At 50.0% G+C, this 13,239-nt stretch carries 15 protein-coding genes; 6 read left to right on the top strand and 9 right to left on the bottom strand.

Annotated features, from left to right (window positions below):
• Positions 1–4 precede the first annotated feature (4 nt).
• Genes QNN86_RS04410 through citC form a run of 3 tightly spaced genes read right to left on the bottom strand, consistent with a single transcriptional unit; the run spans position 5 to position 2,279 of the window.
• Positions 5–913 (bottom strand): aldolase/citrate lyase family protein, encoded by a 909-nt coding sequence (locus QNN86_RS04410; RefSeq protein WP_414210691.1) that lies wholly within the window; start codon positions 911–913, stop codon positions 5–7.
• Complete coding sequence (gene citD / locus QNN86_RS04415) at positions 910–1,206, bottom strand: citrate lyase acyl carrier protein (protein WP_096757911.1); 297 nt, start codon at positions 1,204–1,206, stop codon at positions 910–912. Before citD ends, QNN86_RS04410 begins: the two co-directional genes overlap by 4 nt.
• Positions 1,203–2,279, bottom strand: a complete 1,077-nt coding sequence (citC, locus tag QNN86_RS04420; protein ID WP_182270186.1) for a [citrate (pro-3S)-lyase] ligase — start codon at positions 2,277–2,279, stop codon at positions 1,203–1,205. The genes citD and citC overlap by 4 nt, the downstream gene beginning before the upstream one ends.
• Before the next feature lie 386 nt (positions 2,280–2,665).
• Between citC and dpiB the strand changes: the two genes are divergently transcribed.
• Positions 2,666–4,327, top strand: a complete 1,662-nt coding sequence (gene dpiB, locus QNN86_RS04425; RefSeq protein ID WP_115259107.1) for a sensor histidine kinase DpiB — start codon at positions 2,666–2,668, stop codon at positions 4,325–4,327.
• Positions 4,296–4,976 carry a two-component response regulator DpiA gene (gene dpiA, locus QNN86_RS04430; RefSeq protein ID WP_096757908.1) on the top strand — a complete coding sequence of 227 codons (681 nt, stop codon included), beginning with the start codon at positions 4,296–4,298 and terminating at the stop codon, positions 4,974–4,976. The genes dpiB and dpiA overlap by 32 nt, the downstream gene beginning before the upstream one ends.
• Before the next feature lie 148 nt (positions 4,977–5,124).
• Here dpiA and dcuC read toward each other — a convergent pair whose 3' ends face one another.
• A complete protein-coding gene (gene dcuC, locus QNN86_RS04435; RefSeq protein ID WP_137362434.1) occupies positions 5,125–6,507 on the bottom strand; it encodes an anaerobic C4-dicarboxylate transporter DcuC in 1,383 nt (460 codons plus the stop codon).
• A 461-nt stretch (positions 6,508–6,968) separates the two neighbouring features.
• On the opposite strand from dcuC, the gene pagP reads away from it, so the two are divergent.
• Both pagP and cspE read left to right on the top strand, forming a co-directional pair.
• The gene (gene pagP / locus QNN86_RS04440) at positions 6,969–7,532 is read left to right on the top strand and encodes a lipid IV(A) palmitoyltransferase PagP (protein WP_181618887.1); all 564 of its coding nucleotides are present in this window, start codon (positions 6,969–6,971) and stop codon (positions 7,530–7,532) included.
• Positions 7,533–7,720: 188 nt separating this feature from the next.
• Positions 7,721–7,930: a transcription antiterminator/RNA stability regulator CspE gene (gene cspE, locus QNN86_RS04445; protein WP_000034826.1), complete on the top strand. Its 210-nt coding sequence runs from the start codon at positions 7,721–7,723 to the stop codon at positions 7,928–7,930.
• A gap of 52 nt (positions 7,931–7,982) precedes the next feature.
• Here the strand turns inward: cspE and crcB are convergent, their stop codons facing one another.
• Positions 7,983–8,366 carry a fluoride efflux transporter CrcB gene (gene crcB / locus QNN86_RS04450; protein ID WP_096757905.1) on the bottom strand — a complete coding sequence of 128 codons (384 nt, stop codon included), beginning with the start codon at positions 8,364–8,366 and terminating at the stop codon, positions 7,983–7,985.
• Between the two features lie 90 nt (positions 8,367–8,456).
• Here crcB and QNN86_RS04455 point away from each other — a divergent pair, with 90 nt between their 5' ends.
• On the top strand, positions 8,457–9,245 hold the full coding sequence (locus QNN86_RS04455; RefSeq protein ID WP_117342217.1) for a deaminated glutathione amidase: 789 nt from the start codon (positions 8,457–8,459) through the stop codon (positions 9,243–9,245).
• A 128-nt stretch (positions 9,246–9,373) separates the two neighbouring features.
• Entirely contained in the window at positions 9,374–9,577 is a 204-nt protein-coding gene (gene tatE / locus QNN86_RS04460) for a twin-arginine translocase subunit TatE (RefSeq protein WP_045441030.1), read from the top strand.
• 97 nt (positions 9,578–9,674) lie between these two features.
• Here the strand turns inward: tatE and lipA are convergent, their stop codons facing one another.
• From lipA to dacA, 4 genes are all read right to left on the bottom strand, one after another.
• Entirely contained in the window at positions 9,675–10,640 is a 966-nt protein-coding gene (gene lipA / locus QNN86_RS04465; protein ID WP_049269752.1) for a lipoyl synthase, read from the bottom strand.
• A 206-nt stretch (positions 10,641–10,846) separates the two neighbouring features.
• Complete coding sequence (gene lipB, locus QNN86_RS04470) at positions 10,847–11,488, bottom strand: lipoyl(octanoyl) transferase LipB (RefSeq protein WP_181618888.1); 642 nt, start codon at positions 11,486–11,488, stop codon at positions 10,847–10,849.
• A gap of 116 nt (positions 11,489–11,604) precedes the next feature.
• The gene (ybeD, locus tag QNN86_RS04475) at positions 11,605–11,868 is read right to left on the bottom strand and encodes a DUF493 family protein YbeD (protein ID WP_003022706.1); all 264 of its coding nucleotides are present in this window, start codon (positions 11,866–11,868) and stop codon (positions 11,605–11,607) included.
• A 106-nt stretch (positions 11,869–11,974) separates the two neighbouring features.
• Positions 11,975–13,186 carry a D-alanyl-D-alanine carboxypeptidase DacA gene (gene dacA, locus QNN86_RS04480; protein ID WP_181618889.1) on the bottom strand — a complete coding sequence of 404 codons (1,212 nt, stop codon included), beginning with the start codon at positions 13,184–13,186 and terminating at the stop codon, positions 11,975–11,977.
• Positions 13,187–13,239: the final 53 nt, after the last annotated feature.

Genomic DNA, 13,239 nt, shown 5'->3' on the forward strand with positions numbered 1-13,239 from the left:
TGCCTTATTCTTCGCGAATGCCGGAAAGTTCTGCACGGGAGATAACCAGAAGGGCGCGCTCGATAACCGGGCTGTCGACCATCTTGCCGTTCAGGGAGACAACGCCACGGCCTTCGCGAGCGGCGGCTTCAGCGGCTTCTACAACCAGACGGGCGTGCGCCAGTTCTTTGCGCGTTGGCGCATACAGGTTGTGCAGGAGGTCGATCTGGCGCGGGTTGATGAGCGATTTACCGTCAAAACCCAACTGCTTGATGTGTGCGGCTTCATGCAGGAAACCGGCTTCGTTATTGGCATCGGAATACACGGTGTCAAATGCCTGAATGCCCGCAGAGCGTGCCGCCTGCAAAATAGAGCAGCGGGCAAACAGCAGTTCGGTGCCTTCCGGCGAACGTTCGGTGCGCAGGTTACGCACGTAATCTTCCGCGCCCAGTGCAATACCGATTAGACGTTCAGAGGCGTGAGCGATTTCAACGGCGCGGGTGATGCCCAGCGGTGATTCAATAGCGGCCAGCAGACCGGTGCTGCCGAGTTCACGACCGCAGGCATTTTCGATCCGCAGAATTTCGCTTTCGATGTCGATAACATCTTGCGCAGTATCGGTTTTAGGTAAACGCACGATGTCCGCGCCACCGCGCACCACCGCCTCGAGGTCGTTGATACCCCATTCAGAGTCAAGGGCGTTTACGCGCACGATGGTTTCAACGTCGTGATACAGCGGGTGCTGCAGCGCGTGGTACACCAGACGACGTGCGGTATCTTTCTCGCGCAGGGCGACGGAGTCTTCCAGGTCGAACATTAGCGCATCTGCCGGGTAGATAAACGAGTTGCTGATCATTGCGGCATTGGCGCCCGGTACGAACAACATGCTACGGCGTGTGCGGGATTTACGTTGTTGCAAAGATTCAGAAATCACTGGCAATCCTCCCAAGGCAGTGCCGGAATGCCGCTGGCGCGGGCCAGTAATGCTTCCAGTCGCGCACGTAAAATGCAGTCCAGTGCGCCTTTATCATCAACATTTAATTGCACGCCGCGTACGTTGTAGCGGGACAGAACGTCGAGGATGGTGGTGCGAATGGCATCACCAAATTGTTTTTCAACGCTACTGTTAACCTGCAGGTCGATATCCTGCGTATCGAGCGGGGCGATGCGAATCATCACATCACCAGACTCGAGAGTGCCTGCGACGGCTGCCTGCTTTATTTTCATTTTTCACCTGTTGCTAATGCGGGGGTATTTTGGCGGACTACCGCGCCTGGCGAGGTTCTCTCAAGCATGTTTTGCAGGTAGTGCAACGTGGCTTCAGGAACCAGAGGGGCGATAGCCGTGAGATCTTTTTTTACCAGCAGCTTGCGTACCCAGGAGGCGGAAATCGGCATTTCCTGGAAGCACAGCCGCTCAATTTCCACCAGTTCAATCGGTGGGGCGGGGAGCGTTGGGGTCTCCAGCCAGTAGCGCATGTCGTTGTTGTACTGGGAGGTGACGGTGCAATACGGTTCGGTACCGACGAAGCGGTGCGTGACGCCAAGTGCCGGGGCCAGATACTGGCGGAAGATTTTTAGGTCTATTTCGGTGTAGCAGTGGTTAATGACGCTCTGCTCTTTAATGAAGTAGCACGGGAACGTAGCGCGAGAAATGATGTATTCCGAACCGCGATGCACGGTTAAATGTGGAATATCTTTTGTTCCCTTCAGCACCAGATCCAGACGGTCTTCATACGGAAAGCGTGAGGTGTCTTCTTTTACCAGAAACAGATGCAGCCAGTCGCACTGTGCCGCTGCCTGTTGGATCAGAAAACGATGGCCGTTGGTAAAAGGGTTGGCGTTCATGACGATACAGCCAATTTTTTTCCCTTCGCGACGCTGTTTTGTCAGCGATTCGGCGTAACGCTTCAGACGCGTGGTGCTGTTTTCCATCAGCACCATAATGCCCGGTACGCTGGTCAGCGTAGAGAAGCCACACTGCTTAAACAGCGCTTCGTATTCGGTTTTGGTATAGATGAAGAGGTGCGTACAGTGACGCTCATACGCGAGATTGATCAGCTCAGTGGCGAGCGTCAGGGCCAAGCCTTCGCCGCGCACGGTTTCGCTGATAGCCACGCATTTAATGATATTTCCGGCAATACCGCCGCAGGCAATCAGGCGGTCATCACGGGTGACGGTGATAAATATTTCAACGGTCGTATCCACGCTCAAATCATTCTCTTTCAGAAATTGAGCGATAGTCGCCATCTTTTTATTTTCTGAGCGCTTCACGTGCGAGAATATATTATTACCGAACATAGTAAAAAGTGTCCTGATGGTATATTTGTTACTGGCTTTTAGGTTTTGTTGCCAGGCTTAGCAACCTGATAACGTTTTGTTTGCAAATGAAGGGAAGGTTTTTTTATTACGGAGTATTTCTTTTTTTCCCTACCGCATACATCGTAAGGGGTATTTTAGAGGTAAATTTTGATTTATTTCACAATACGTTAGAAGGTTTTTATGTGTTTAATGGTTTTAAGTTTTTTAATTAATTTAACTCTGAAATAGCGTGTGGTTTTAATTTGTTTAATTGATTTAAGGTGGGGAATCTGTAACGATCCTATTTTATGCCGTGACGTGTAAATAAAACATTTTCATTACAAATACAAAAAATAAGTTGCGGTTAACGTCGTTGAGGAAAAATTATGTCACAACATAAAAATAAAACACGGTTTTCTTTTTTCCGCAGACTGGCGTTTCCATTGCGTATTTTCCTGCTGATCCTGGTCGTTTCCATTTTTATCATCGCCGCGCTGGCGAAATACTTCACCGCCAGTTTTGAAGACTACTTGACAACGCACGTCCGTGATATGGCAATGAACCAGGCGAAAATCATCGCCTCTAACGACAGTATCATCACCGCGGTGAAGCATCGCGATTACACGCGTCTGGCGACCATTGCCGACAAGCTTCAGAGCGGGACTGATTTCGATTATGTGGTGATCGGTGATGAGAACTCTATTCGTCTCTACCATCCGAATCCGCAAAAAATTGGCTACCCAATGCAGTTCACCAAGCCCGGTGCGTTGGCAAATGGGGAAAGCTACTTTATTACCGGGACGGGATCTATTGGGTTGGCAATGCGCGCTAAAACGCCCATTTTTGATGATGATGGTAAGATTATTGGCGTGGTTTCGATAGGTTATCTGATCAGTAAAATCGACAGTTGGCGATCGGATTTTTTACTGCCGATGGCGGGTGTGTTTCTTCTGCTGCTGTTGCTACTGATGCTACTCTCCTGGTTTTTTGCCGCCCATATTCGCCGCCAGATGCTGGGAATGGAGCCCAAACAAATTGCCCGCGTGGTGCGCCAACAGGATGCGTTATTTAGCTCGGTATACGAAGGCTTGATTGCCGTTGACCTGGACGGGTGCATAACTGCTATCAATCGCAGTGCGCGAAAAATGCTGGGGCTACCGTCGCCAGGGCGGCAGTGGTTGGGGAAACCCATTGATGAGGTCGTTAATCCGTCGGACTTTTTTACGCAGCAGATTGCGGAGCAACGTCAGGATGCGATGGTGAATTTTAACGGGCTAAGCGTTATCGCCAACCGTGAGGCTATTCGTTCCGGCGATGAATTACTCGGGGCGATTATCAGTTTTCGTAGCAAAGATGAAATAGCCACCCTCAATGCCCAGCTGACACAAATCAAACAATATGTTGAGAGCCTGAGAACACTGCGTCATGAACATCTGAACTGGATGTCGACCATTAATGGCCTGCTGCAAATGAAAGAATACGATCGCGTGCTTGAGATGGTGCAGGGGGAATCCCAAGCCCAGCAGCAGCTGATTGATGACCTGCGCGGTGCCTTTGCCGATCGCCAGGTTGCCGGTCTGCTGTTTGGTAAAGTCCAGCGTGCGCGGGAATTGGGGCTCAAAATGACGATTGTTCCCGGAAGTCAACTTCATCAACTTCCCGAAGGGCTGGATAGCACAGAGTTTGCAGCAATTGTTGGCAATCTGCTTGATAATGCATTTGAGGCCAGTTTACGTACCCAGCAAGGGAATAAGGTTGTTGAACTGTTTCTGAGTGATGAAGGGGATGAGGTCATCATTGAAGTTGCCGACCAAGGGTGCGGCGTACCGGAAGCGTTACGTGAAAAAATATTTGAACAGGGTGTGAGCACCCGTACCGATGAACCAGGTGAACATGGCATCGGTTTGTATCTGATTGCAAGTTATGTGAGGCGCTGTGATGGGGTTATTACGCTTGAAGATAACACCCCCTGCGGCACTTTATTTTCTCTATTTCTTCCGAAAGTGAAAAAAAACGATGACGGAACCATTAACGCTATTGATCGTTGAGGATGAAACGCTGCTGGCGGAGATGCATGCTGAATATATCCGCCATATACCCGGTTTCAGCCAGATCTGGTTGGCGGGGAACCTGGAGCAGGCGCGGATGATGATCGCGCGTTTTAAGCCCGGTCTGATTCTTCTCGATAACTATTTACCGGACGGTAAGGGCATTACCCTTCTACATGAGTTGACTCAGGCACGCTACCCTGGCGGCGTGGTGTTTACTACGGCTGCCAGTGACATGGATACGGTGTCAGAGGCGGTGCGCGGCGGGGCGTTTGATTATCTGGTCAAACCGATTGCCTACGAGCGACTGGGGCAGACGCTAACGCGCTATCAGCAGCGCAGACGCATGCTGGCGGGTAACGACAGTGCCAGTCAAAAGCAGATTGATGAAATGTTTAACGCTTATGCGCGGGGTGAACCAAAAGGGGATTTGCCTACGGGTATTGATGCGCTAACGCTGAATGCGGTGCTGAAATTATTCGCTGATCCGACGGTACACCATACCGCGGAGACCATTGCACAGGCGTTGACCATCAGCCGCACAACCTCCAGGCGTTATCTGGAGTACTGTGCCAGCCGGCATTTGATTATTGCGGAGATTATCCACGGGAAGGTAGGTAGACCGCAACGTATCTACCACGGCGGCTAATACACGTCATCCTTTAAGCTGCCTCTTTGTTGGCTGCGTGCAGAAACCCCAGTCACATAGTTATCTATGCTCCTGGGGATGTCTCCACTTGCCGCCTCGATGCAGCTGAAATGATTTTGTGTATCAACTCAGTTATTGGCGGGTAGCGTTAGCCACCCATTACGGCAGTTGTAGCGGGCACCATCACTTCCGTGGCGATAATGACAATCAGTAGCCCGACCATCACCGGCACAGACGTGCGCTTGACCACTTCAAACGGTGAAATCTTCGCCATACCCGCAACGGCAACGACCACACCAGAGACCGGGGAGATCGTACGCCCCAGGTTCGACGCTTGCAGCATCGGGATGGAGAGGTAAGCGGGGTTAATGCCTGAAGAGTGCGCCAGTTTTGGGATCATCTCAACGAAGGCATAGAACGGGGCATTACCGGAGCCGGTGGTCATTGCTGCCAGCATGGTCAGAATAACCAGCACCAGCATCAGAATAATGCTTGCGGAGCCAAACGAGGTGGCGATCGAGATCAGGCTCTGAATAAAGCCGATAGTGCTCAGACCCTGGGCGAAAACTCCGGCGGCAACTAACAGCATTACCACGTTAGCAAAGGCATCAGCCATGCCGCGGTAGGCCACTTCCAGACCTGAGAAAACCTTCTGGGTATTGAACCCGCGGACAAACTCCAACACTGCGGCAATAAGCATGCACAGCACCAGAATGGTAATGATGTGCAGTTGCGGTCCCCACTTACCATCAAAAATGAGAACCCCGACAATCGGAGTAAACGGCAGGATGGCGTAAAACGATGGCGCGGTGGTGGTGATTTCGGCCACGTCTAACATTTCGTGAGAAACGTTCTCTTTTTTGTCCAGATAGCGCTGCCAGAAAAAGTGGGCAATCGCCATGCCGATAATGGCGGCAATGGAAATCGGCAGCGTGGTTTTAAATGCGAAGTCGATCAACGGCATTTCTGCGGCTTTGGCGGCGAGAACCACATCACCCGAAGTGGGGGATAGAATAATTGCGGCAGGTGAGGCGCAAATGGCCGCCGCAGCACCACGGCTGATACCCACGTTAACCATGACCGGAAAGAGGGTTGCCATCAGCAGTACGCCCAGCCCCGTCGCTGAAGAGACCGCCAGTGACATCAGGCAGGCGACAAAGTAGGCGGCAATCATTAACACATAGGGTGAGTTGATATATTGCAGTGGTTTGGAAGCCAGTTTAACCACCATATCGTTTGCACCAATATGCGTCATGTAGGCGGCAAAACCACACAGCATCATGATCATCATGCCGAGATCGCCACCGCGGCTCATCAGCAAAATTTTAATGTATTCAACGATGTCTGTTGCTGTGTAGCCCGTGCTTTCGGCACTACCGGGCAAAACTTTATGACCCATCAGGGCGCTGATAATCAGTAAAACCAAGCCACCGACAAACAGTACGCCGGTCGCGGAATAACCTTTAATGATGTAGCGCGCTACACCCACAATAACCATAACTCCGATAAGGAGTTCTATAAATGTCAACATTATTTCCCCTGTCACATTGACGCCCAGAAAGTAAAAAAACTAAAAAAAGCATAAAACGGTGAGAGAATGTGCCTAATAAACGGATAACCCTCGCTGATTGAAATCAATAAAAATACGGATTAAACCAATGGCTGAGCCATTTTTTCAACATAGCGGATGAACCGGGAATGCGGCAATCAAAAAGTGTGAAGTCGTCTGTGGTTGTGTGGGATTTGACATTGAATTGATCTTGTTTTGTTTTCTAATTGTTAATTTATTTAACTTTTGCATGCAAAATGAACAATTTATTGATATTAATAGAGTCATGACCGTTTCAGATAAGGCTCAGGAAATATAAGGGAAATAAACTACGCGCATACGAAGGGAATATTCTGATTTTTAACCCTAAGCATTTTCGTTAAGTTAACATTAAGGATGGCTTTGCTACAATTAATGCAGAACCCCAGAATGGTAATTACGTTGTGATTCTCGCGAAGCGCTATTTCCTGTTTATTTCATTTGTTTTTATTCAGTTGGCTGTTATTCCACAGGCCACCGCTGAAGATAAAGGTTGGTTTGATACCTTCAAAGATAATGTCAGCGAAACCTGGCAGCAGCCGGAGCATTATGACCTGTACGTGCCCGCCATTACCTGGCATGCGCGATTTGCCTACGATAAAGATAAAACAGATCGTTACAATGAACGCCCCTGGGGAGCGGGATTTGGTCAGTCCCGTTGGGATGATAAAGGCAACTGGCACGGGCTGTATATTATGGCCTTTAAGGATTCCTACAATAAGTGGGAACCCATCGGAGGATATGGCTGGGAAAAAACCTGGCGCCCGCTGGCCGATGATAACTTCCATACTGGTCTGGGCTTTACCGCCGGTTTCACCGCGCGTGATAACTGGAACTACATTCCTGTGCCGGTGATACTGCCACTGGCATCGATAGGTTATGGTCCGGCAACATTTCAGATGACCTACATACCCGGTACGTATAATAACGGGAATGTCTATTTTGCCTGGATGCGTTTCCAGTTTTGATGAACGATGTGTATTGTTATATAGCTAAGTATAAACCATTAAAAAACAATTGGTTACAAACGTTACTGCAAAAATAACGCGACATTTATCACTTTTTGGCAAAGTTCGACTGGACAAAGTCCACCACAATTGTTGTACTGATACCCGACACAGCATTTGTGTCTATTTTTCATGTAAAGGTAATTTTGATGTCTAAGATTAAAGGTAACGTTAAGTGGTTTAATGAGTCCAAAGGATTCGGTTTCATTACTCCGGAAGATGGCAGCAAAGATGTGTTCGTACACTTCTCTGCAATCCAGACCAATGGTTTTAAAACTCTGGCTGAAGGTCAGCGTGTAGAGTTCGAAATCACTAACGGTGCCAAAGGCCCTTCTGCTGCAAACGTAACCGCTCTGTAAGCATACGACAGCAAGAATTCAAAACCCGCTTAATTGCGGGTTTTTTTTATCTTCAGTGTGCCGAAGAAGCGGAAACCAGCCAGAACGCCAGGGCGGTCATCGCAAAAGACCCCAACAGATTGATCAGTACGTTCACCATTGCCCAGCCAAAACGTCCGTCTTGCAGTAAAAACACCACCTCTGCTGAGAATGTTGAGAAGGTGGTCAGCCCGCCGCAAAAGCCTGTCGTAATCAATACCTTCCACATAGGGTCAATATGGGTCATGCGATTGAACCACGCCAGCCCCATACCAATGATAAACGCCCCAATTAAGTTTGCAGCCAGCGTGCCGAAGGGAATCGCTTGATGAAGGGGGTTAAATCGCATACTCAACAGCCATCTGGCTACGCTACCTGTACCACCGCCAATAAAAACCGCTAAAAGGAGTTGTGACACTGCATAATCCTGCTATTTGATTGTATATAGTGTGAGTGTAACGCTGAATAATCATTATTGGCGAGCCTAACCGTTTTTTCAGGAGGGAGTATGTTCGTTGCTGCAGGGCAATTCGCCGTGGGTCCCTCATGGGAGAAAAATGCCGAAACGTGCGTATCATTGATGTCCCAGGCCGCAGGTGAGGGCGTCTCATTGTTGGTCTTACCCGAAGCGTTGCTGGCCCGTGACGATCTTGACCCTGACCTGTCAGTGAAGTCTGCTCAATGGCTGGAAGGGGGATTTCTGACGCGATTACTGCGAGAAAGCGTGCAGAATGAGATGACAACGATCCTGACGATTCATGTCCCCTCGCTGCCGGGACGGGCGTTTAACATGCTGGTGGCGCTACGAAGAGGCCAGGTTGTGGCTCATTACGCCAAATTACATCTCTATGATGCTTTTTCGATTCAGGAGTCGCGTAATGTTGATGCAGGCGATGTCGTACCGCCGCTGTTGGACGTGGAAGGTCTTAAAGTAGGTTTGATGACCTGTTACGATTTACGCTTCCCTGAGCTGGCATTAGCACATGCTTTGCAGGGGGCCGATATTCTGGTACTCCCTGCGGCCTGGGTACGCGGCGCACTAAAAGAACATCACTGGGCTACGCTGCTGGCGGCCAGAGCGTTGGATGCGACCTGCTATCTGATTGCTGCCGGTGAGTGTGGCAATAAGAATATTGGTCAAAGCCGGATAATCGATCCGTTTGGCGTGACGATTGCCGCTGCCGCAGAAACACCCGCGCTGATTGTTACTGAGGTTTCTGCCGAGCGAGTGCGACAGGTCAGGGCGCAACTTCCGGTGTTACGCAACCGACGCTTTGCGCCACCGCAATTATTATGACGTTTTTTTAAACAAGACTTGATTCACCTTGTTACAGATTGCTATTGTGTGCCCGCGTCGAAAGGCCGTTAAAATTCTCAGGTTAATATGGCGCTTTATGCAGCCTGGTTTAAGTGAAGAAGGTATCTATGGGTGAGATTAGTATTACCAAACTGCTGGTGGTTGCCGCACTGGTCGTTCTGCTGTTTGGTACCAAGAAGTTACGTACTCTGGGTGGAGACCTGGGAACGGCAATTAAAGGCTTCAAGAAAGCGATGAACGATGAAAATGCCGATGCGAAGAAAGATGCTGATGGTAGCGTTCAGGCTGAGAAGCTTTCTCATAAAGAGTGATGCCAGGAGCATGATGCTCATACTGCAAACTCTGCATGAAAAAAACCGGCAATTTGCCGGTTTTTTTATTGCTGAAATGTAAGTGAGTATTACGCGATCACTTCACTTCCAGCCCTTTTGCCTGCATGTCTGCATGATATGAAGAACGTACAAATGGACCGCAAGCTGCATGGGTAAAGCCCATTGCCATAGCTTCCGCTTTCATTTCATCGAACTCATCCGGGCTAACATAGCGCTGAACCGGCAGATGGTGACGGCTTGGCTGTAAATACTGCCCCAGCGTCAGCATGGTGACGCCATGACGACGCAGGTCACGCATGACCTCAATGATTTCTGCGTTGGTTTCGCCCAGACCCACCATCAGACCTGATTTGGTTGGGATCTCCGGATGGGCTTCCTTGAAACGCTCCAGAAGCTTCAGCGACCAGTTGTAATCTGCACCCGGACGTACATTGCGGTAAATACGCGGTACGTTTTCAAGGTTGTGGTTAAACACGTCTGGCGGCGTCGCGGTGAGGATATCCAGCGCGCGATCCATACGACCACGGAAGTCAGGTACCAGCGTTTCGATTTTAATCGACGGGCTTTTCTCACGGATAGCCGTGATGCAGTCCGCAAAGTGCTGAGCACCGCCATCGCGCAGATCGTCGCGATCGACGGAGGTGATGACGACATAGCGCAGCGCCATGTCTGCAATGGTTTGAGCCAGTTTTAACGGTTCGTTGGCATCCGGAGCAACCGGACGTCCATGGGCAACGTCACAGAATGGGCAGCGGCGGGTACAAATCGCGCCGAGGATCATAAAGGTTGCGGTGCCGTGATTGAAACATTCCGCCAGGTTAGGGCAGGACGCTTCTTCGCAGACAGAGTGCAGGCCATTTTTGCGCATTGCTGCTTTGATACCCTGGATGCGAGTGGAGTCCGCTGGCAGTTTTATTTTCATCCATTCCGGTTTACGCAGCAGGGCTTCGCGCTCTGTTGCCACATTTTTTACCGGGATAAGAGCCATCTTATCGGCATCGCGGTATTTAACACCGCGTTCCATCACAATGGGTTTACTCATAGCTTGCGTGTTCCAGTTGCGAATAACGAAGGAAAGCGTTTCAATTCAAGGGAATGTTGTATTTATCAACTATTTTTGAATTAGTGATACGCAGTATATCATTGAAACGGGCCAGAAAGCAGCCTGACAGGCTGGCAAAATGTAAAATAGTTGTTGTTTTGTGCCATTTGCCACAACATTTGCTGCGGCAACATCTGCCCCGTTTTTCAGTCTGCGACGTACTCATGCGGTGGGTTGCCGAGCAGCGCTAATATGTTTGCCAGTAAACGAGGGCGAACGCTTTCGGTGGTGGCATGACTGTCCCACTGTGAAACTTTCGCCATCTCCATTCCGGCGTAGCCGCAAGGGTTGATGCGCAGGAAAGGCGACAAATCCATATCCACGTTAAGCGCTAAGCCATGGAATGAACATCCTCTACGAATCCGTAACCCCAACGAACAGATTTTCTTTTCACCGACGTAAACGCCTGGCGCATCGGCCCGCGGGTGTGCATCGATACCCATTTCAGCAAGCGTGTTTACCACCGTTTGCTCCAGCAGCGTGACCAGCTCGCGAACGCCCAGTTTACGGCGTTTGAGATTCAACAGGACGTACATTACCTGCTGGCCAGGGCCGTGATACGTCACCTGACCACCACGATCGCTCTGAATAACAGGGATATCACCCGGTACCAGGACGTGTTCTGCTTTGCCTGCCTGTCCCTGGGTAAATACCGGATAATGCTCTACCAGCCAGATTTCATCATGACTGTTTTCATCGCGGGTATCGGTGAATTCGTGCATGGCCTGAGAGACGGGCTCGTAAGGCTGAAGACCGAGCTGGCGGACAAGAATTTTATCCTGATACAAAACGGTATCTCCGTAGATACTCACATCGAGTAGAGAATATAAAGAGGGGAAAGTATATCACAGGGGAAGGAGAGAGAGGTTACCCGAGCAGAATGCAACGGGTAACCGACAGGCTGTTACAGCACCATACGTACGATGTCGATGTTGCCTAATTCTTCGTACAGGGTTTCAACCTGCTCAATGTGCGTAGCAGTGATGGTGATAGAGACCGAGTGGTAGTTGCCTTTGCTGCTCGGTTTTACTGTTGGAGAGTAATCACCTGGCGCATGGCGCTGTACCACTTCAACCACCTGATCAACCAACTCCGGCAACGCCTGCCCCATTACTTTGTAAGTAAATGGAGTAGGGAATTCAAGCAGTTCGTTAAGTTTGGTTTTCATGTCAGCTCCGGCGTTACATCAAAAAATAATAACTCCCACGCTGAGTGGGAGTTATCTGGATACCTAGTATATGGGGACGTAAATCACACTTTCAAGTGCTCAATTTTTAGCCAAACCAGTGATGAAACATTAATTTAATGTAATCAATGATTTTACCAAAGAAGTTGCCTTCAGGGATTTCCTGCAGGACCACCAGCGGGCGCTGTTCAATGGTTTTGCCATCAAGCTGGAAATTGATGGTGCCGACAACCTGGTTTTTCTGCAGCGGCGCGTGCAGTTCAGTGGTGTTCAGCACATAGCTCGCTTTCAGATCTTTCATACGGCCGCGCGGAATGGTCAGGTAGACATCTTTATCAACACCTAACGAGGCACGATCGGTATTACCAAACCAGGCCGGTTCAGAGGCAAATTCTTTGCCGACCTTCAGTGGGTTCACGGTTTCAAAGAAACGGAAGCCCCAGGTCAGCAGCTTTTTGCTTTCGGTTTCACGACCTTTATAGGTACGACCGCCCATGACGGCAGAGATCAGACGCATCTGACCTTCGGTTGCGGATGCCACCAGGTTATAGCCCGCTTTATCGGTGTGACCGGTTTTAATCCCGTCAACATTCAGGCTGTTATCCCACAGCAGGCCGTTACGGTTTAACTGACGAATGCCGTTGAAAGTGAACTCTTTTTCTCGGTAGATAGAGTATTCGTTAGGCACGTCGCGAATCAGCGCCTGACCAATCAACGCCATGTCACGTGCTGAGCTGTACTGACCTTCAGCATCCAGACCGTGGACGGTCTGGAAGTGGGTGTTTTTCAGTCCCAGCGCATTAACATAGCTGTTCATCAGGCCGACGAAAGCATCCTGACTACCGGCAGCAAAGTCAGCCATTGCCACGCAAGCGTCGTTGCCGGATTGCAGGTTAATACCACGGATCAATTGTGAAACGGGAACCTGCATTCCCGGTTTCAGGAACATCAGCGATGAACCTTTAAACACCGGGTTACCGGTAGCCCACGCGTCATTGCCCACGGTGACCAGATCGGTTTCTTTAAATTTCCCGGCTTTCATGGCCTGACCGATGACATAGCTGGTCATCATTTTGGTCAGGCTGGCGGGGTCGCGGCGAGTGTCCGCATTCTGTTCGGCCAGAACCTTGCCTGAATTGTAATCAATCAGGATATAGGACTCCGCGTCGATCTGCGGAACGCCCGGGATCATGGTTTTAATATTCAGGTCATCGGCATGGGCAGCAGAGAGAGAGGCTGCGCAGAGAGCCGCGGTGAGCGCCATGCGCTGCACGAAACGAGCGGAAAAAGTGGTCTTCATGGTCTGAACTACGACGTCCGTGATGAAAGTAAAAAAAGTGCCCTACTATAGCA

Source organism: Citrobacter sp. C348, from assembly GCF_047467975.1.
GTDB lineage: Bacteria > Pseudomonadota > Gammaproteobacteria > Enterobacterales > Enterobacteriaceae > Citrobacter > Citrobacter gillenii.